Below are 20,004 nucleotides of genomic sequence, written 5' to 3'. Positions count from 1 at the left end.
TTAACTATATAAAAAGACCTACCCAAATGAGTAGGTCCTTAAAATTACTATTAAAAAATAAAATCTTTATCTTCTAGTGATTCAACATTCATACTAACCACATAACCATCTCCCTTAACACTGAAGAAGTCGTGATTTTTAGTAGAAGTGTCCATAGCATTTTCAATAATTGGATTTAAGTCCTTGTGTTCAAAATATCCCGGATAACCTAAATTTGCCAAAGCCCTATTTGCATTATATTCTATATAATCTTTTACCTGCTCTGTTAAACCTATTTGGTCATACAAGTCTTTTGTATAAGCTAATTCATTATCATACAAGTCCAGTAATAGGTCATACATTTCTTTTTCTGCTAGTTTCTGTTCTTCTTGAGTTAGGCTTTTAAATATTTCTTGAGCGTCAAAGCCTGTAAAGGAACCGTGAATAGTTTCATCTAAAAGAATTTTACGAATAATCTCTCCAGAAGTTGTAACCTTACCTTGTCCAGCTAGATATAAAGGATAGAAAAATCCGCTATAAAAAATATATGATTCCAAAAATACCGATGCTACTCTTGCCATGTATAAGTCATAAGTTGACACTTCTGGCTTAAATAATTTCATATAATAACTTTCTATTCTTAAAGCCTTATACTGCAATTCCTTATTTTCTACTACCCACTCATCTAATAAATAATCAGTTTCTTTACTGGGTATCAAAGATGTAAAGATTGTAGAATAACTTTTAGCGTGCATCTGCTCCATCATTCCCATAAAGCTATATACTGCTTGTTTTCTCATATCTTCTGTGTGTAAAGACACCAAGGGCATTCCCTTGTCACCTTGTTGCGTATCTAAACCTGTCAAGCCTGCAAGAACTTTTTTATAAGTATCACGCTCTAAATCATTTAAGTCTTCTGTCCAGCTCTTAATATCCTTAGACACCTTAAACTCCGTATCAACCCAAAATTGAGCGATATTCTGACGCCAATACATAAATGTTAAATCGTCTTGTTTATTCCAATTTACTGCTTTCATCTAAAATTCCTCTTAATTCTATACAGCACAAGAAGTACATTCTTCTACTGATAATAATTTATTTCTAGTATAATATAGTGATTTTAAACCTTTGTGGTGGGCATAGATGTAGTATCTAGCCAACTGTCTAGTTGTAATATCCGAATTTACATACAGTATTACAGAAATACCCTGATCTACATGTTCTTGAATAACTGCCATTAAGTCTATCAATTTCATCTGGTCAATAGTAAAGGCTGATTTGTAGTACCATTGATTGCGGGCATTAAGATATGGCATAGGATAAAATGTTTCAGCATTACCATAAGTACGACGTTCTATCTTATCAACTATGGGTAAAACACTTGATGTTGAGTTCTGCACATAAGAAATACTTTGAGTAGGTGCTATAGCCATTCTATATGCGTGGTATAAACCATGTTCCCTTACCTTGTTTTTCAAAATATCCCAATCCTCTTTTGTTGGTATATAAATATCTTCAAATAAGGCTTTTACCTTATCTGTTTTTGGAAGATAGTCCTGCTCTACATATCTTTTAAAGTAATTTCCCTTATAATACTCAGATTTTTCAAAGTCTTTAAATGTTTCCTTACGTTCCCTAGCTATCATCATAGAGCGTTCAATAGTATAGAAATTAACCATCATAAAGAAGACATTGGCAAAATCTTTAGCTTCTTCACTTTCGTAGGCTATTAAATTCTTAGTTAAGTAACCATGTAAATTCATAGCTCCTAAACCAACTGAATGAAATTCATCATTAGCCTTTACAACACCAGGAGCATTTTTTATTTTTGTAGAATTTGATACAAATGTTAAAGCGTCCATACCAGAATAGACAGATTCTTTAATCTTCTTGCTTTCCATAACATTAACAATATTTAATGAAGCAAGATTACAAGATATATCACGTTTAATTATATCTGCTTCTCCATAATCTTTTATTATAGAAGTTTCTTGTAATTGGAAAATTTCTGTACAAAGATTACTCATTTTAACCTGACCTATTTCTTTTAGGGCATGATTTTTATTAGCATTGTCCTTAAACATCATATATGGATAACCTGATTGTAGCTGAGTTGAGGCTATTAAAGATAGCATATCACGAGCTGAGTATTTTCTCTTAATAACATTGTCATTAGCTACAAATTTATCATAATATTTAGCTATATCTATATCATCTAAAACCAGCCCATATTCTTCCCAAATAGAATGAGGACCGAACATATAAAAGTCCTTGTTTTCTTTTGCCAAATCAAAGAATAATGACGGCACTATCAAGCCTGTTGAAATTGTAGGCAAGCGTAACTCTTCATCAGCATTAACTTTTTTAGTATCCAAAAACTCCAATACGTCATAGTGGAAAATATTTAAGTAGACTGCCCCAGCTCCAGGTCTTTGCCCCAGTTGATCTGCATAAGAAAAACCTTGTTCTAAGGACTTAGCTACTGGTATAACCCCCTTAGCAACACCCTTTATACCCTTGATACTTTCTCCTCTGGCACGCAGTTTTGATAAATTTATCGCAACACCGCCACCAATTTTCGACAATTGCTTAGCCGTAGAATCAACATAATTGATAGAGTTAAGAGAATCCCCCACCTCTAATAAAAAGCAAGATACCAACTCCCCACGACGACTACGTCCAGCATTTAAAAAAGTTGGTGTCGCTGGTTGAACACGTTGCTCTAACATTGCTATAATAAGTTGCTTAGCCAAAGATGCATCACCATTAGCCAAATACATAGCTACAATAAATACGTGTTGATTATAATTTTCTAAATATTGTTTCTTATCATTTGTTTTCAAAGCGTAATCTTTATAAAACTTACTTGCAGCCATATATGACTTAAATTCAAACTTATAATTTGTAGCAAACTCTAAACAATCTAAAATTTCTTCTTCTATATATTTTTTAAAAATATTATCATAGAAATTTTCTTCAACTAAATATTTTAAACGTTTCATCTCTGAACTAAATTTCACAGTCCTATCATCAACTTCACGTAAAAATTCAGCAATAGCTTCCTTGTCTTTTCCTAATTTAAAAAAACCAGTATCATCTCTTTTTGTTACTTCATTATTTAATTCAATATGTCTGTATTCTTTCATTAATCTTTCATCTCCAAATAAATTTTTTTAAACTTTATCAAATCTTTAGTATTCCCATGCAACTCTATTTTCATAAGCAAGGGAACCTTATAGTCTTGACTTATCCTATCGGCGGCCTTGGCAAAACGATTTCCCCAATTCTTATTACCACTACCAACTACACCAACAAGATTTTTATGATTATTTTTCAAAAATTCACTTACATCATCTGGGATTTGACCAAAACCAATAGTAGGCGTAACTAATATATAATTAAAGTCTACTTCAGAATCAATTTCCCATAAATTCACCATATCTTCCTTTGGAATTTTGCACATATTTAAGAATCTTAAACAATTACCTGTCAGTGAATAATAAACTATTTTCATACTACTTCCCCTAATATTAATTCAGCCTAAAACAAAATCTAAACGAAAATTATTTTCTGGAAATTATTTTATATGCTAATAATTTTACACTTAAATTTTTACTTTTTCAATTAAAATAATCAAGCATTTCTTAAGAAAAACATTATTAATTATATTTTTAAAAAAATTTAATTTTTTATATTGATTTAATAAGAAGTTATAAAAAATTTATTTTTAAAAATTTTTATAAAATTCTTAGATTTATATATTAAAGTATATTAAAATAACTATTGTAAAATTTTACTAATTTTATAAAAATATTATTCTTATATCAATAAGAAATTACTTATTTCATTACAAATTTCTTATACATCATAAATTACAAAATACTTATTTTAATTTGCTAATATTTAGTATTTTAAAAACTGCTATAAGAATTTTTAAATTAAAATTTCTGCTAAGTTATATAAAAATAAAAATTTTTTACTGCTTTATATTATTTTTAACTATACAGAAAAATTTTATTATAGTTTTTTCTATATAATTAATTGATTTTTATTTAGAAATAAAAATATAATTTTAAATTCTATAAAAAAGCTATTAAGCTTGATATTTTAAAATATTTATATTCATATTTTGTTTTTTGGTGTTTTATTTTTGTTTCTTTAAAAAATTTTCTATATATTAAAACAATTAGCTTTGTTTTTTTTCATCATTACTAATTATTATAAAGGCTTTTTTTGTTTATACATAAAGAAGATAATCATTCAGTTTCGTTCTTTCTTTTTTGATAAATATACAAACTTTTATAACTTTTTTGCTATTTTGTTAATATACTTTTTATATTCTTATATTAAAATATTTTTCTTTTCATTAAGAATATAGACGGTTATATTCTAGCAAACAATTAAAATATTAAACAAAATAAAAAAGGCGAGTAAAACTCGCCTCTGCATGACCCGTACGGGATTCGAACCCGTGTTACCGCCGTGAAAGGGCGGTGTCTTAACCACTTGACCAACGGGCCAAAATAAAATGCCTCTAAGGCATTTTAATAATGAGCCATGAAGGACTCGAACCTTCGACCCTTTGATTAAAAGTCAAATGCTCTACCAACTGAGCTAATGGCTCATGGCTGGGATACCTGGATTCGAACCAGGGAATGACGGAGTCAAAGTCCGTTGCCTTACCGCTTGGCTATATCCCAATATGATTAAATGGTGGGAAGAAGTGGATTCGAACCACTGAACCCTAAGGAACGGATTTACAGTCCGTCGCGTTTAGCCTCTTCGCTATCTTCCCATTAAATGGTGGAGGTTAACGGGATCGAACCGCTGACCCCTTGCTTGTAAGGCAAGTGCTCTCCCAGCTGAGCTAAACCTCCAATGACCCGTACGGGATTCGAACCCGTGTTACCGCCGTGAAAGGGCGGTGTCTTAACCACTTGACCAACGGGCCAAAAAATGGCTCCACAGGCAGGACTCGAACCTGCGACCCTCTGATTAACAGTCAGATGCTACTACCAACTGAGCTACTGTGGAATCATAAGCCTAAAGCATTCGCTAAAGACTAAAGCCTGGCAACGTTCTAATCTCGCAGGTTCTAAGACCAACTACCCTCGACGCTAAAGAGCTTAACTTCTGTGTTCGGTATGGTTACAGGTGTGTCCTCTTTGCTATCGCCACCAGACGAAAACTTTATATATATTATATTATATCCAATCTACTTTGTCAATTCCAAAACTTACTTGATTAAGTCTTCGACCTATTAGTTTTAGTCAGCTCAATGTGTTACCACACTTACACTCCTAACCTATTCTCCTTGTCGTCTTCAAGGGGTCTTATACTACGTGGGAAATCTCATCTTGAGGGGGGCTTCATGCTTAGATGCTTTCAGCTCTTATCCCGTCCGTATTTAGCTACCCAGCTATGCCACTGGCGCAACAACTGGTACACCATTGATACGTCCATCCCGGTCCTCTCGTACTAAGGACAGCTCCTCTCAAATTTCCTACGCCCACGACGGATAGGGACCGAACTGTCTCACGACGTTCTGAACCCAGCTCGCGTACCGCTTTAATGGGCGAACAGCCCAACCCTTGGGACCGACTACAGCCCCAGGATGCGATGAGCCGACATCGAGGTGCCAAACCTCCCCGTCGATGTGGACTCTTGGGGGAGATAAGCCTGTTATCCCCAGGGTAGCTTTTATCCGTTGAGCGATGGCCCTTCCATTCGGTACCACCGGATCACTAAGTCCTGCTTTCGCACCTGCTCGACTTGTCTGTCTCACAGTCAAGCTCCCTTGTGCCTTTACACTCTCTAAATGATTTCCAACCATTCTGAGGGAACCTTTGAACGCCTCCGTTACTCTTTAGGAGGCGACCGCCCCAGTCAAACTGCCTACCTGACACTGTCTCTGAGTTTTCTATTCTCTAGGTTAGAATTCCAATACAGCAAGGGTAGTATCCCAACATCGCCTCCTCGTACACTGGCGTGCACGTCTCTTAGGCTCCTACCTATCCTGTACATACTGCATCAAAATTCAATATCAAGCTACAGTAAAGCTCCATGGGGTCTTTCCGTCCTGTCGCGGGTAACCTGCATCTTCACAGGTACTATGATTTCACCGAGTCCATCGTTGAGACAGTGCCCAAATCGTTACGCCTTTCGTGCGGGTCGGAACTTACCCGACAAGGAATTTCGCTACCTTAGGACCGTTATAGTTACGGCCGCCGTTTACTGGGGCTTCAATTCATACCTTCGCTTGCGCTAAGCACTCCTCTTAACCTTCCAGCACCGGGCAGGCGTCAGCCCCTATACTTCACCTTGCGGTTTTGCAGAGACCTGTGTTTTTGATAAACAGTCGCTTGGGCCTATTCACTGCGACCACATCTCTGTGGCTCCCCTTCTCCCTAAGTTACGGGGTCATTTTGCCGAGTTCCTTAACGATGGTTCTCTCGCTCACCTTAGAATTCTCTTCCCAACTACCTGTGTCGGTTTGCGGTACGGGCACCTCTTATCTCGATAGCGGCTTTTCTTGAGAGTTTGGTTTTAGCAACTTCGCTACTTGTTTTCGCTCCCCTTAACGCTTCATGATTATGCTTGGCGGTTTTTCCTACCTCGCTCACTTTGCGCTTAGACGTACTATTCCATCAGTACGATTGCTTAACCTCCTCTGTCCCCACTTCTCTCAATTGATATTTGGTGGTACAGGAATTTCTACCTGTTGTCCATCGGCTTTTCCTTTCGGATTCACCTTAGGTCCCGACTTACCCAGGGCGGACGAGCCTTCCCCTGGAAACCTTAGTCTTTCGGTGGATAGGATTCTCACCTATCTTTCGCTACTCACACCGGCATTCTCACTTCTAACCGCTCCACCTCACCTTCCAGTTCGGCTTCACCGCTGTTAGAACGCTCTCCTACCATATAACATTAGTTATATCCGCAGCTTCGGTTGTTTGTTTAGCCCCGGTACATTTTCGGCGCAATGTCACTCGACCAGTGAGCTATTACGCACTCTTTAAATGGTGGCTGCTTCTAAGCCAACATCCTGGTTGTCTGTGCATCATCACATCCTTTTCCACTTAACATACAATTTGGGACCTTAGCTGGCGGTCTGGGCTGTTTCCCTTTTGACTACGAACCTTATCACCCGCAGTCTGACTCCCGTTTATATTTATTTGGCATTCGGAGTTTATCTGAATTCGGTAACCCGGGATGGGCCCCTAGTCCAAATAGTGCTCTACCTCCAATAAACTTCTAACGAGGCTAGCCCTAAAGCTATTTCGGAGAGAACCAGCTATTTCCAAGTTCGATTGGAATTTCTCCCCTACCCACAGCTCATCCAAACACTTTTCAACGTGTCCTGGTTCGGTCCTCCATTCAGTGTTACCTAAACTTCAACCTGGCCATGGGTAGATCACTTGGTTTCGGGTCTACTCCATCATACTATTTCGCCCTTTTAAGACTCGCTTTCGCTTCGGCTCCATGTCTTCCACTTAACCTTGCATGATAGAGTAACTCGCCGGTTCATTCTACAAAAGGCACGCCATCACACTTATATAGTGCTCTGACTAGTTGTAAGCACACGGTTTCAGGTTCTTTTTCACTCCCCTCCCGGGGTTCTTTTCACCTTTCCCTCACGGTACTGGTTCACTATCGGTCACTAGGTAGTATTTAGCCTTGCCAGATGGTCCTGGCTGTTTCCAACGGAATTTCTCGTGTTCCGCTGTACTCAGGTTCTATCTCTTTTCAATTTGCCATTTCGTCTACAGGGCTTTTACCTTCTTTGGCTCGCCTTCCCATGCGATTTGACTATGGCTTTTCTCCAATTTGTTGATAGTCCTACAACCCCCTAAAGCATGCTTTAGGGTTTGGGCTTTTTCCTTTTCGCTCGCCGCTACTTAGGAAATCGATTTTTCTTTCTTTTCCTGCAGGTACTTAGATGTTTCAGTTCTCTGCGTTACCTCCCTTTCGGGTGACAGCTTTTTATTTCTGCCGGGTTGCCCCATTCGGATATCTACGGATCTTTGATTACTTACGTCTTCCCGTAGCGTTTCGTCGTTTGTCACGTCCTTCTTCGGCTCCTAGTGCCAAGGCATTCTCCGTGTGCTCTTTTCTACTTAATCGTGTAGCTTTGGCTTCGTTTTTTCCTTGAACTCTTTTTCTCGGTTTTTCTCTTGTAAATCTTCTTTATAATATATATTCTGTTTTCATTGTGCTTGAGTGTTTGAACACTCAAAACTAAAAGAAATTGTCAATGTTTTTCCTTTTTCCTTAGAAAGGAGGTGATCCAGCCGCACCTTCCGATACGGCTACCTTGTTACGACTTCACCCCAATCATCTACCCCACCGTGACCGGCTCCCTCCTTGCGGTTAGGCCACCGTCTTCGGGTGTTATAAACTCTCGTGGTGTGACGGGCGGTGTGTACAAGACCCGGGAACGTATTCACCGCGACATTCTGATCCGCGATTACTAGCGATTCCAGCTTCATGTAGTCGAGTTGCAGACTACAATCCGAACTGAGAATAGTTTTGTGAGGTTGGCTTGCTTTTACAAGGTCGCTTCTCTTTGTTCTTATCCATTGTAGTACGTGTGTAGCCCAAGTCATAAGGGGCATGATGATTTGACGTCATCCCCACCTTCCTCCAGTTTGTCACTGGCAGTCTATCTAGAGTCCCCATCTTACTGCTGGCAACTAGTTATAAGGGTTGCGCTCGTTGCGGGACTTAACCCAACATCTCACGACACGAGCTGACGACAACCATGCACCACCTGTATCAGTGTATTACCATAGGCAATAACAATTTAATCTCTTATCTCTTCACTGTATGTCAAGACTTGGTAAGGTTCTTCGCGTTGCTTCGAATTAAACCACATACTCCACCGCTTGTGCGGGTCCCCGTCAATTCCTTTGAGTTTCAGTCTTGCGACCGTACTCCCCAGGCGGAGTGCTTAATGCCTTAGCTGCAGCACTGAAGTCTTTTGACTCCAACACTTAGCACTCATCGTTTACGGCGTGGACTACCAGGGTATCTAATCCTGTTTGCTCCCCACGCTTTCGCGCCTCAGTGTCAGTTGCAGGCCAAAAAGCCGCCTTCGCCACTGGTGTTCCTCCTAATCTCTACGCATTTCACCGCTACACTAGGAATTCCACTTTTCTCTCCTGCACTCAAGTTTAACAGTTTCCAATGACCTTCCACGGTTGAGCCGTGGGCTTTCACATCAGACTTATTAAACCACCTGCGCGCGCTTTACGCCCAATAATTCCGGACAACGCTTGCCACCTACGTATTACCGCGGCTGCTGGCACGTAGTTAGCCGTGGCTTTCTGGTTAGGTACCGTCTCTACTGTATATAGTTACTATACAGTCATTCTTCCCTAACAACAGAGTTTTACGAACCGAAATCCTTCTTCACTCACGCGGCGTTGCTCCGTCAGACTTTCGTCCATTGCGGAAGATTCCCTACTGCTGCCTCCCGTAGGAGTCTGGGCCGTGTCTCAGTCCCAGTGTGGCCGATCACCCTCTCAGGTCGGCTATGCATCGTCGCCTTGGTAGGCTTTTACCCTACCAACTAGCTAATGCAGCGCAAAGCCATCTCATAGTGTCAGTTTTCTCCGACTTTTAATTTTTCTTCATGCGATTTTAATCTTATCCGGTATTAGCTACCGTTTCCAGTAGTTGTCCCAGTCTATGAGGCAGGTTCTTTACGTGTTACTCACCCGTTCGCCGCTAAAAGTTGTTGGTGCAAAGCTCCTACATCTTTTCGCTCGACTTGCATGTATTAGGCACGCCGCCAGCGTTCGTCCTGAGCCAGGATCAAACTCTCCAAATTTTATTTGTTTGTTTGATTAGCTCTTTTAAAGTTTTTTGTTGTCTTTTTTAACTTTTTTTGGAATTAACGTTGACTTTTTCTTTTAGTTTTCAATGTTCAAGTTGCTGCTTTTTTTACAGCTTTTATATTCTATCATTCTATTTTTTCTTTGTCAAGTTCTTTTTTGTGTTTTTTTTATTTTTTTTAAAATTTTTAAAAAATATTTAAAAAGCTTTTTTGTTTTATGAACTTTTGCTTGTTTTTTTCTATGAATTGTTGGTCTTTTAGGACTTTTTTATTCTAGCATTTGTTTTTGTTTCTTGTCAAGTGTTTTTTGGGTTTTTTAATCAGCTTCTAAAGAATATTATTCTATTTATTGGCTGTGAATAAGTTTATTTTCTTAGATGCTTAAACAGTATATATTTATAATCTTTAAGCCATATAGCATATATAATAAAATACTAGTGCTACTTTCTTTATAGTAAATTATATATTATTTTTTAAATTATCTTATCTTAATTCTTTTTTTACTTCCTAATAAACTTGTCTAATAATTAAAAATAAGCTCCTAGTTAATTATAATAAACTTGCATTTTTATATTTATTTTAATAAGTAATTTTCTATGAAATTAGAATTTTAAGATCTATCTAAGGATAAAATAAAAAATATTTAGACCAGATTTTTATCTAGCCTAAATATTTTTCTATATATTATCTTACTTTTAAATTTTAAAATTATAACTAATTAAAATATACATATTTTATGTTAAGTTCTAGTAACCTTATTATTTTATGTGAGTTTTTATACACTTACTTCTTCACTATATTCTTCTTCAAGAGTTTGTGTTCCCCTACCGTCTTTTAAATCATATTCAATTTCTAATTTCAGTTTATATTTTTCACCGCTTGTTAGATCCCTAAGAATATATGAAAAATCACTATTTCCTAAAGTTATGTTTTTAAAAGTAGAATCATCACTTGCTTTTTTAATTATAAGTTTTCTACTAGTAATACCCTCTCCATTAATATCAAAGAATACATTTAAAATACCGTCTTCTTCTTCAGGTTCAGTAAAACTAGCAGTTGGAGCTACTAAAGGTTCATCTTCCATAGCTATATTAGCTTGATTCTTTCTAACTAATTTAAGTTTTTTATCTTCTTTTTTTAATTCGTAATTTGAAGCATCACCACTTTTTTCATTAAATTCTATACTTGCATTTACCTCATCTAAATTACCACTTCCAACAGTAAGATATATTCTTTCATTTGATTCATCAGTTATTTCGAATTTTTGTGGATTAATTGACAGATTTAAGTTGCCACTTATATTATTTTTAACATTTATACTTGAATTTAATCCTAATTTTATTTTTCCACCATTTGATTTGATATTTCCTATATTCATATTAGTAGATGGTGCTACTTGGACACTATCATTGGCATTTTTCATCTCTAATGTATCAATATCTTTAACATTATTAGAAAAAGTTACACTTGAATTGTTTAATGTGATATTGTTTATCTTATTTTTAATATCTAATTTTTTATTACCATTTCGGTTTTTTAGTATTAAGCTACTATTGCTTGCATTGCTAGCATCAATATAGTTTATATCACTATTTCCTTCTAATGTTATGCTAACTTCTCCAGTATTCATATGATTTCCACTTGATAGACTTATACCCATAGGATTGCTACTTGATGTGTCGATTCTAGTATGAGCGTCAAGTTTTAGTTTTATTTTTCTGCTTGTACTATTATTCATATTAGCAGTTATAATTTTTTTAAAGGCAGTTCCCGTGTAAGATTTTCCATCTCTTCCTTGAGTGTGTTCTGTTGGAGCTGGTGAGTTTTTAAAAATAACAGTAACATCTTTTTCTGTTGCAACATCACTACTATCACTACCTACTACTAAGATAAAAGCATCTTGATTTTGAGTACCCATTGGTCTTGTTGTTACATTATCAAAGGTTACACTAGAGTGGTTAGTATAGATATATTGAGGGGTATAACCATCTTGCGTGCTAGATAGTGTTATGTTTTTTAGTACTGTTTTGTCTCCTTTAAATGAATAGCTTAGGTCTCTACCATAAATTGTATGTCCCTGCCCATCAATAGTTATAGATTTACTAGTAGTTAGGGTACTATTGTTCATATATGTTGATAAATTAACATCTCCCAGTAAGACGACAGCTTCCCCATCATTTGCGGCCTCTATCGCATCCATTAGGTCATTATATGGTTTTTCTTTACTTCCGTCTCCTTCTTCACTAGCACTGGTATTTACATATAACTTTTCTGTTGGTTCTGGCTCTGGAGCTTCTTCTTCCATGTCGTCAGTTTCTGGGGCTGCTGGGCTTGCTTCTGGAGCTACTGGGCTTGCCTCTGCCATATCTCCACCATTTTCTGGACTTGCTTCTGCCATACCCTCCTCATTTCCTGGTTGAGTTCTTACAACTGTTCCTGATTCTGGCATCTCTCCATTGTTTTCTGCTGGAGCCGCTGGGCTTGCTGCTGCCATATCTCCACCGTTTTCTGGGCTTGGTTCTGGGGCTGTTGGACTTGCTCCAGCTTCTGGTCTTTCTTCAGCTCCTGGACTTGCCGCTGGCATCTCATGATTTCCTGGTTGAGATTCTGCTGGAGCTGTTTCTGCTCCTGTTCCTGGGCTTGCTGCTGCCATATCTCCACCAGTTCCTGGACTTGCTCCAGTTCCTGCTGGTTCTGCTCCAGTTTCTGGGCTTGCCGCTGCTCCTGCGTCTGCCATTGGTTGAGATTCTGTTCCTGTTCCTGGACTTGCTGTTGCCATATCTCCACCAGTTCCTGCTGGTTCTGCTCCAGTTTCTGGACTTGCTTCTGCCATACCCTCCTCATTTCCTGGTTGAGTTCTTACAACTGTTCCTGATTCTGGCATCTCTCCATTGTTTTCTGCTGGGGCTGCTGGGCCTGTTTCGCCACTTCCTGCCGCTCCAGTTTCTCCCATTGGTTGAGATTCTGCTCCTGCCATTGCTCCATTATTTTCAGCTGGGGCTGTTGGACTTGCTGCTGCCATATCTCCACCAGTTCCTGGGTTTGATTCTGCTGTATTTTCTGCTCCTGCCATTGCTCCATTATTTTCAGCTGGGGCTGTTGGACTTGCTGCTGCCATATCTCCACCAGTTCCCGCTACTTCTGTATTTTCTCCCATTGGTTGAGATTCTGTTCCTGTGTTTTCTTCTGGGACTTCTGGACTTGCCGCAGTCCCTGCTTCTGGGGCTGCTCCTGCGATTGCTCCACCTGTTTCTGGCATTTCATGATTTCCAGGGTTTGCTTCTGCTGTATTTTCTCCCATTACTCCAGGGTTTCCTGCAGGAGCTGCTGGGCTTGCTTCTGGTCTTGCTGGGGCTACTTCACCTCTTCCTGCTGGACCTGTTTCTGCTCCTGTGTTCTCAGCTGGAGATTCTGGGCTTGTTGCTGGCATCTCTCCACCAGTTCCTGCTGGTTCTGCTCCAGTTTCTGGGCTTGCTTCTGCTCCTGTGTCTGGTTGAGATTCTGTTCCTGTGTTATCAGCTGGGGCTGGTTCTGCTCCTGGCATTGCTCCAGTTCCTGCTGGAGCTGCTGGGCTTGTTGCTGCTCCTCCCATTGGCTGAGATTCTGCTGGAGCTGCTGGGGCTGCTGATTCTGGGCTTGCTTCTGTTCCTGGTTGAGTTCTTACAACTGTTCCTGATTCTGGCGTTCCCTCAGCTTCTGGTTGTCCTTGACTTGGTGCAGTCTCTGCTTCTGGTGCTGCTGGGCTTGCTTCTGGTTGTCCTTGACTTGCTGGGACTTCTGGGCTTGCCGCTTGGATATCCTCCTCTACATCATAGCTTATTCGCACTTTATAGCTATCTTCCCCTGTTTGGGCTTCAAAGGCTAGTGTTTTTCTTACCAAAGCTGTATTAGGTAGTACTCTTTTCCCTTCTTTTTTTACTTCTATTTCTTCTTCTTCTTCTGCTTTAAGTTTTGCTATTTTACTTAGGTACTTATTGCCTTTTTGGTCATATATTTCTACACTTACATTTTCCACATCTTGCAGGGCTTTTGCTTTTAGGAATATTCTACCCTCTTTTTTATATAACACACCTAATATCGACTCGTCTTTTGTCTCGCCTATGTAGCCGTCTTCTTTATTATATTTTGTTTCTAGCCCTTTGGGTTCTTGGGCTTCTGTCTTTATATTGCTAGCTACTAGGCTTAAACCAACCGCTATTGACACTGCGCCTACTGTTAGCTTCCTTATAGCATATTTTTTCTTCTTGTCCATTTTTTCCTCCTATTTAACTTATATTATTTATTATAGTTTATTTATATATTATTAGAACTTTTATTAAAATTATTTTTAGACAATTTACCTATGTTTTATAAATTATAATATATTTTATTAAAATATGCTATAAAAATATCTTAAAAAATAAATATTTTTCCCTAAAATTATAAAATTTTATTTTATTAATAAAACTTCAAGAAAATATAGTAAAAAATAAAAAAGCCAGAGAAAAATCTCTGACTTTCTTACTTAAAATATATCTTATTAAAGAACAACTACATTTGCAGCTTGAGGACCACGATTTCCTTCTTCTACTAAAAATTCTACCTTGTCCCCTTCTTTAAGAGTTTTGAATCCTTCTTTAGTGATAGCTGAAAAATGTACGAACACATCTTTTCCACCCTCTACTGAAATAAATCCAAATCCTTTTTCTTCGTTAAACCATTTTACTGTACCTTGTTGCATAAGCTCGGTCTCCTTAAATTTTATTTTTTATCAATACCTATTTAATATAATTTTTGCTCCAAAGATAATAAATAAAAAATAAACCGCCGTTCACTTACATAACTTATACCTATATTACAATTATTACTTTAATACTTTATTGATTTTATATATTATACACTATTATTTTAAAGATTACAAGATAAAAGACCTAATTTTTAAAATTTAAAAACTAGGTCTCCTTTCTTATTCAGCTATATTGAAATAAACTTTTTTTGTGAAGTTTGTAGAATTTAATACTGTTCTTATGGCATTAATAGTCATACCTTTTTTACCTATTATTCTTCCGCAATCGTCTGGGTGGACACTTAGAACATAATGCTCTCTAGCATTTTTTATAAATTTTTCTATTTTTATTTCTTCCTTATGTTCTACAATTTCACTAACAATATTATAAATTAATTCTTCCATATTTTCTCCTTATTTTACTACCAAGTTTACTAATCTATTTGGAACTGAAATTACTTTTACAAGATTTTTTCCTTCTATTAATGTTTGAACTTCTTTATTAGCTAAAACTTGTTTTTCTAATTCTTCTTTTGATAAATCTTTAGCAAGTTCTAATTTTGTTCTCACCTTACCTAGCACTTGAACAACTATTTCTACTGTATTGCTTACGAGTTTGCTTTCGTCATAAGTCGGCCATGAAGCATAGGCTAAAGTTTCTGTATTACCATATATAGCCCACATTTCTTCTGCTAAGTGTGGTGCAAATGGAGCCAGTAGTTGAATAAATCCTAAAGCGTATTTTTTCGGAATAAATTCTGCCTTGTTACAGTCGTTTACGAAAACCATAAGTTGTGAAATTGCTGTATTGAATTGTAGATTTTCTATATCTTCTCCAACTTTTTTCACTGTGAAATTGTAACTTATTTCTAAATCAGTATTATCCTTGTCGACAATTTTTTCACTAACTTGATTTGTTTCTTCATTAACAAGCAAACGATAAACTCTATCTAGGAAACGGCGTGAACCGTCTAAACCATTTGTTGACCAAGCTATCGACGCATCAAGTGGCCCCATAAACATTTCGTAAACTCTTAGTGTATCAGCTCCGTGTGATTTTACAATATCGTCTGGATTTACTACATTGCCTTTTGATTTAGACATTTTTTCCGGTTTACCATTTTTACTTTCTGCTAAAATCATACCTTGATTGAATAATTTTTGGAATGGTTCTTTTGTTGGAACTAGTCCTAAATCGTATAAAACTTTGTGCCAAAATCTTGCATAAAGTAAATGCAGAACTGCATGTTCAGCTCCCCCTATATAAATATCAACTGGCAACCAATATTTTAATTTTTCTGGGTCAGCAAATTTTTCGCTATTATTCGGGTCTATGTATCTTAAATAGTACCAGCAAGAGCCAGCCCATTGAGGCATTGTGTTAGTTTCTCTTTTTCCTTTTTTACCAGTTTTTTGACAAACTACATTTACCCAATCACTTAGATTAGCTAGGGGTGATTCTCCTGTGCCAGATGGTTTTATATTGTCTGTTTCTGGTAGCAGTAAAGGCAATTCATCTTCAGGAACAGTCGTCATTGTTCCATCTTCCCAAGTAATTACTGGTATTGGTTCTCCCCAGTAACGCTGGCGAGAGAATAACCAATCACGCAGTTTATAAGTTACTTTTTTCTGACCTAAATTATTTTTTTCTAAAAATTCTATTGCTTTTTCTATGGCGTCAGCCTTGTTAAGTCCGTCTAAAAATTCTGAATTGATGTGTTCATTATCTTCTAAGTGGACAGATTTTTCAACATCTCCACCAGCTATTACTGATATAATCGGCAAATTAAATTTTTTAGCAAATTCAAAATCTCGCTCGTCGTGGGCAGGTACTGACATGATAGCCCCTGTTCCGTAAGACATAAGAACATAGTCAGCTATCCAAATCGGAATTTTTTTATTATTTATTGGATTGATTGCATAAGCTCCAGTAAATACTCCTGTTTTATCTTTGTTAAGGTCGGTACGTTGCAAATCAGATTTGCGTTTTACTTCTTCTAAGTATTTTTCAACTACATATTTTTGTTCAGGGCTTGTAATTTTTTCTACTAATTTATGTTCAGGAGCTAATACACAGTAAGTTGCTCCAAACAAGGTGTCAGGACGTGTTGTAAATACTGTAAATTTCTCGTCATGTCCAAAAATTTCAAAATCTACTTCTGCTCCCTCAGATTTTCCAATCCAGTTTCTTTGCATAGCTTTTAAACTTTCAGGCCAGTCTAATTCTTCTAAGTCTTGAAGTAATCTTTCTGCATACTCTGTTATTTTTAGAACCCATTGTCGCATAGGACGGCGTTCAACAGGATGACCTCCACGTTCTGAAACTCCGTCTACTACTTCTTCATTTGATAAAACTGTTCCCAAGGCTGGACACCAGTTTACAGGAACTTCATCAACATAAGCCAAGCCCTTATTGTATAATTGAATAAAAATCCACTGCGTCCACTTGTAGTAGTTAGGGTCTGTTGTATCAACTTCCCTATCCCAATCATAAGAAAATCCTAATTCTTTTATTTGACGACGGAAGGTGTCAATATTTTTTTTCGTAAATTCTCTCGGGTCGTTACCAGTATCCAGAGCATATTGTTCAGCCGGCAAACCAAATGCGTCCCAGCCCATAGGATGAAGAACATTATAACCCTTAGCTCTTTTATATCTACTCAATATATCGGTTGCTGTATACCCCTCTGGATGTCCTACATGCAGACCAGCTCCTGACGGATAAGGAAACATATCTAAGGCATAAAATTTTTCCTTAGACATATCGTCGCTTGTTTTAAAAGTTTTATTTTTTTCCCAATAATCTTGCCATTTTTTTTCTATTACTCTATGGTTAAACACTTTTTCACACTCCATTCTTCTTACATTGTTTACATTATAGCAATTTTTAAATTTTTTAGCAATGCTTTATTAAGTTAAGATTTTTCTAAAAAAATAATATTTTCTGTTTAGAATTTTTATTTTTTTAAAAATTTTTTCTTCTACAAAAATTAAAAATTATTTTATTTTTCTAAAATAAAAAACTGTAAAATAAATATTTTACAGTTTTATCTTCTTATTAATTTTAAAATTTTTCTGCGTAAAGGCAGACCATAGTCGTACATAAATTTATAAGTTTTGCTAATGGCATAATCAAACTCTCCATAATGTTCAACTACATTTGGATTAAAATGAGACTTGTAAAGTAATAATCCATCTTCAAGACTACCTTCTACTCCACCCATAGAAGTTTTTACTGCTCCCATTTCAAAAAATTTCTTCATTGTTTCTACATAGACCTTATATTGAGCAGGGATTTTTGAAAATTTACCGTTCATACCGCCATAAAGAATTTCTGAACTTAGGCCGTATTTAACTGATATGACCGAAGAAATTACGTGTCTTTCTTCATGAGTTTCTTCATATAAGTCTTCAAAATATTTTATTAAACCTTGTATTCCCTGCAAACTCTCTTCAAGTTTATATTTTTTCTTACGCATCTTCTCATTAAGACTAGCTATTTCTTCTAAAATTTCTTCTTCTTTTTGCCTGCACTTACTTAGTGAATTTTTAACATCCATATAGGCTGTATAAATTATACAGTCTTTGCCATAAATTTCAAAAAGATTTTCAAAATATTCCTTATTACGTAAAGTAATATTTTTTCTTTGCTCCGTACCCGATAGGGCAAACATCAAGTCATCTAAACCATTTTTATCCATACACTGTGTTTCAATTAATATTTTTTCTGAATTTTTTAATAATCTATGTGTGCGTTTGGGCAGTTCAGTTTCAAAATTTTCGTTCAAATAGGTTACAGCTTCAAATCTTGGTTGGATAGTATCACTCATTTGCAAAGTAAAACCCTTATGTTTGAATTTAGCCTTTTTAAAAATTGACATGATACTTTCTTTTTTACTATCTTCTTTAGCTTCAAGAAATTCTTTTTTAGGGGCATTTTTCAAGGGTTCAGGAATATCTATTTTTAATAACTTAGCCTTATTTTTTTTTGCATATAATTTTAAGTTTTTTAAAAAATATTCTAAAAGTTCTGCATTATTATAATCAAGAATGGGCCCTCTCGGTAGATACCATAGACCGCTTCTTGTTAAAATTTGTGCCGTCGCTAAAACGTTAGAATTGTCGTCTATGACAGCAAGTCTTTTATACCCCCAAGTATTTTTTACTTTTACCCAGCCAGGAGATTGAAAAATACTACAATTTATATTTTTTTCTACAAATTCATTATATTTTTCTATACTTATATCATCTATAAATTTCATTATATTTTTCCTTTATCAATATTTTGACTATCAACTTCTAAAATTTTATTACTTAAGTGAATTTTAAAATTTTATAAATTCTCAAAATAATTATGGAGTAGCTCGCTAAAGTCTACTCCAATATTATTACTATTCTTTATAACCGTCTGGATGTTTACTTTGCCAACGCCAAGAATCTTCACACATTCTTGAAATATCATATTCTGCCTGCCAACCTAACTCTTCTTTTGCCCTGCTCGCATCAGCATAGCAAGTTGCAATATCTCCGCTACGACGCTTAGCAATAACATAAGGCAATTGTCTACCTACGGCAATACTCATATTTTTTATAACATCAAGAACTGAATAGCCCTTTCCAGTTCCTAAATTATAAACAGATAAACCAGAATTAGCTGCTAATTTTTTAAGGGCTAGAACATGACCCTTTGCCAAGTCTACAACGTGAATATAATCACGCACCCCAGTTCCGTCATGCGTGTCATAGTCATTACCAAAAACATTTACTTTTTCTAATTTTCCTACTGCCACTTGTGATATGTAAGGAAGTAAATTATTTGGAATGCCGTTTGGGTCTTCTCCCATATCTCCACATTCATGAGCCCCTATCGGATTAAAGTATCTAAGTAACACAATATTCCATTCTTTATCAGCCGTATAAACATCTCCTAAAATTTGTTCTAACATTAACTTAGTTCGTCCATAAGGATTAGTTGCTGACAGTGGAAAATCTTCTTTTATAGGTACTGTATGCGGGTCGCCATATACCGTTGCAGAAGATGAGAAAATTATATTCTTACAATTATTTTTTTTCATAACTTCACACAAAACTAGCGTACCAGAAATATTATTGTCATAATAAGTCAGAGGAATTTGGCAAGATTCACCTACTGCTTTTAAACCTGCAAAGTGAATAACACCAAAAATATTTTTTTCTTTTTTAAAAATTTCATCAATTTTTTTCTCATCACGAATATCTGCCTTATAAAAAGTCAAATCTTTACCAGTTATTTTTTTTACTACTTCTAAACTTTTTTCATTAGCATTATACAAGTTATCTACAACTACAACTTCATAACCTGAATTTAATAATTCAACACAAGTGTGAGAACCGATATAACCAGCTCCACCTGTAACCAATATTTTTTTTGTCATAATCTGAA

General features: G+C 36.3%; 9 protein-coding genes, 7 tRNA genes and 3 rRNA genes. All 19 read right to left on the bottom strand.

The genetic code is table 11. The features are described 5' to 3' along the window. Positions 1-50: 50 nt before the first annotated feature. The 19 genes from nrdF to galE all read right to left on the bottom strand — a co-directional run bounded on the left by nrdF (position 51) and on the right by galE (position 19,996). Positions 51-1,016 (bottom strand): class 1b ribonucleoside-diphosphate reductase subunit beta, encoded by a 966-nt coding sequence (nrdF, locus tag KMP11_RS01495; RefSeq protein ID WP_216279977.1) that lies wholly within the window; start codon positions 1,014-1,016, stop codon positions 51-53. An 18-nt stretch (positions 1,017-1,034) separates the two neighbouring features. Continuing rightward, complete coding sequence (gene nrdE, locus KMP11_RS01490) at positions 1,035-3,125, bottom strand: class 1b ribonucleoside-diphosphate reductase subunit alpha (protein WP_215757017.1); 2,091 nt, start codon at positions 3,123-3,125, stop codon at positions 1,035-1,037. After that, the gene (gene nrdI / locus KMP11_RS01485) at positions 3,125-3,493 is read right to left on the bottom strand and encodes a class Ib ribonucleoside-diphosphate reductase assembly flavoprotein NrdI (RefSeq protein WP_215757018.1); all 369 of its coding nucleotides are present in this window, start codon (positions 3,491-3,493) and stop codon (positions 3,125-3,127) included. Before nrdI ends, nrdE begins: the two co-directional genes overlap by 1 nt. Before the next feature lie 934 nt (positions 3,494-4,427). Further along, positions 4,428-4,499: transfer RNA gene (locus KMP11_RS01480), tRNA-Glu, on the bottom strand. 31 nt (positions 4,500-4,530) lie between these two features. Then, positions 4,531-4,603, bottom strand: a tRNA-Lys gene (locus KMP11_RS01475). A gap of 1 nt (position 4,604) precedes the next feature. Then, positions 4,605-4,679 (bottom strand) — tRNA-Gln (locus KMP11_RS01470). Positions 4,680-4,690: 11 nt separating this feature from the next. Further along, positions 4,691-4,774 (bottom strand) — tRNA-Tyr (locus KMP11_RS01465). Between the two features lie 6 nt (positions 4,775-4,780). Then, a tRNA-Val gene (locus KMP11_RS01460) sits at positions 4,781-4,856 on the bottom strand. Between the two features lie 2 nt (positions 4,857-4,858). Continuing rightward, positions 4,859-4,930 (bottom strand) — tRNA-Glu (locus KMP11_RS01455). Between the two features lie 6 nt (positions 4,931-4,936). Beyond that, positions 4,937-5,013, bottom strand: a tRNA-Asn gene (locus KMP11_RS01450). Positions 5,014-5,046: 33 nt separating this feature from the next. Then, a 5S ribosomal RNA gene (gene rrf, locus KMP11_RS01445) occupies positions 5,047-5,161 on the bottom strand. 58 nt (positions 5,162-5,219) lie between these two features. Next, positions 5,220-8,102, bottom strand: a 23S ribosomal RNA gene (locus KMP11_RS01440). A 152-nt stretch (positions 8,103-8,254) separates the two neighbouring features. Beyond that, a 16S ribosomal RNA gene (locus tag KMP11_RS01435) occupies positions 8,255-9,811 on the bottom strand. Together the 16S, 23S and 5S rRNA genes with 7 tRNA genes alongside form the textbook arrangement of a ribosomal RNA operon. 781 nt (positions 9,812-10,592) lie before the next feature. Next, positions 10,593-14,069: a YSIRK-type signal peptide-containing protein gene (locus tag KMP11_RS01430; RefSeq protein WP_216279976.1), complete on the bottom strand. Its 3,477-nt coding sequence runs from the start codon at positions 14,067-14,069 to the stop codon at positions 10,593-10,595. A gap of 267 nt (positions 14,070-14,336) precedes the next feature. Then, on the bottom strand, positions 14,337-14,537 hold the full coding sequence (locus KMP11_RS01425) for a cold-shock protein (protein ID WP_215756917.1): 201 nt from the start codon (positions 14,535-14,537) through the stop codon (positions 14,337-14,339). 225 nt (positions 14,538-14,762) lie between these two features. Beyond that, on the bottom strand, positions 14,763-14,987 hold the full coding sequence (locus tag KMP11_RS01420; RefSeq protein ID WP_215756916.1) for a KH domain-containing protein: 225 nt from the start codon (positions 14,985-14,987) through the stop codon (positions 14,763-14,765). Between the two features lie 9 nt (positions 14,988-14,996). After that, positions 14,997-17,438 carry a leucine--tRNA ligase gene (leuS, locus tag KMP11_RS01415; RefSeq protein ID WP_216279975.1) on the bottom strand — a complete coding sequence of 814 codons (2,442 nt, stop codon included), beginning with the start codon at positions 17,436-17,438 and terminating at the stop codon, positions 14,997-14,999. A gap of 191 nt (positions 17,439-17,629) precedes the next feature. After that, a complete protein-coding gene (locus KMP11_RS01410; protein ID WP_216279974.1) occupies positions 17,630-18,844 on the bottom strand; it encodes a lipid II:glycine glycyltransferase FemX in 1,215 nt (404 codons plus the stop codon). A gap of 129 nt (positions 18,845-18,973) precedes the next feature. Next, positions 18,974-19,996: a UDP-glucose 4-epimerase GalE gene (gene galE / locus KMP11_RS01405; RefSeq protein ID WP_216279973.1), complete on the bottom strand. Its 1,023-nt coding sequence runs from the start codon at positions 19,994-19,996 to the stop codon at positions 18,974-18,976. Positions 19,997-20,004: the final 8 nt, after the last annotated feature.

This window comes from Gemella sp. zg-570, assembly GCF_018866345.1.
Lineage (GTDB): Bacteria > Bacillota > Bacilli > Staphylococcales > Gemellaceae > Gemelliphila.
This window is presented reverse-complemented; position numbering and strand designations above follow the sequence as displayed.

Bases quoted from the DNA above. Each gene is read 5' to 3' on its own strand.
- nrdF (WP_216279977.1), bottom strand. From the start codon at position 1,016: ATGAAAGCAGTAAATTGGAATAAACAAGACGATTTAACATTTATGTAT.
- nrdE (WP_215757017.1), bottom strand. From the start codon at position 3,125: ATGAAAGAATACAGACATATTGAATTAAATAATGAAGTAACAAAAAGA.
- nrdI (WP_215757018.1), bottom strand. From the start codon at position 3,493: ATGAAAATAGTTTATTATTCACTGACAGGTAATTGTTTAAGATTCTTA.
- KMP11_RS01430 (WP_216279976.1), bottom strand. From the start codon at position 14,069: ATGGACAAGAAGAAAAAATATGCTATAAGGAAGCTAACAGTAGGCGCA.
- KMP11_RS01425 (WP_215756917.1), bottom strand. From the start codon at position 14,537: ATGCAACAAGGTACAGTAAAATGGTTTAACGAAGAAAAAGGATTTGGA.
- KMP11_RS01420 (WP_215756916.1), bottom strand. From the start codon at position 14,987: ATGGAAGAATTAATTTATAATATTGTTAGTGAAATTGTAGAACATAAG.
- leuS (WP_216279975.1), bottom strand. From the start codon at position 17,438: ATGGAGTGTGAAAAAGTGTTTAACCATAGAGTAATAGAAAAAAAATGG.
- KMP11_RS01410 (WP_216279974.1), bottom strand. From the start codon at position 18,844: ATGAAATTTATAGATGATATAAGTATAGAAAAATATAATGAATTTGTA.
- galE (WP_216279973.1), bottom strand. From the start codon at position 19,996: ATGACAAAAAAAATATTGGTTACAGGTGGAGCTGGTTATATCGGTTCT.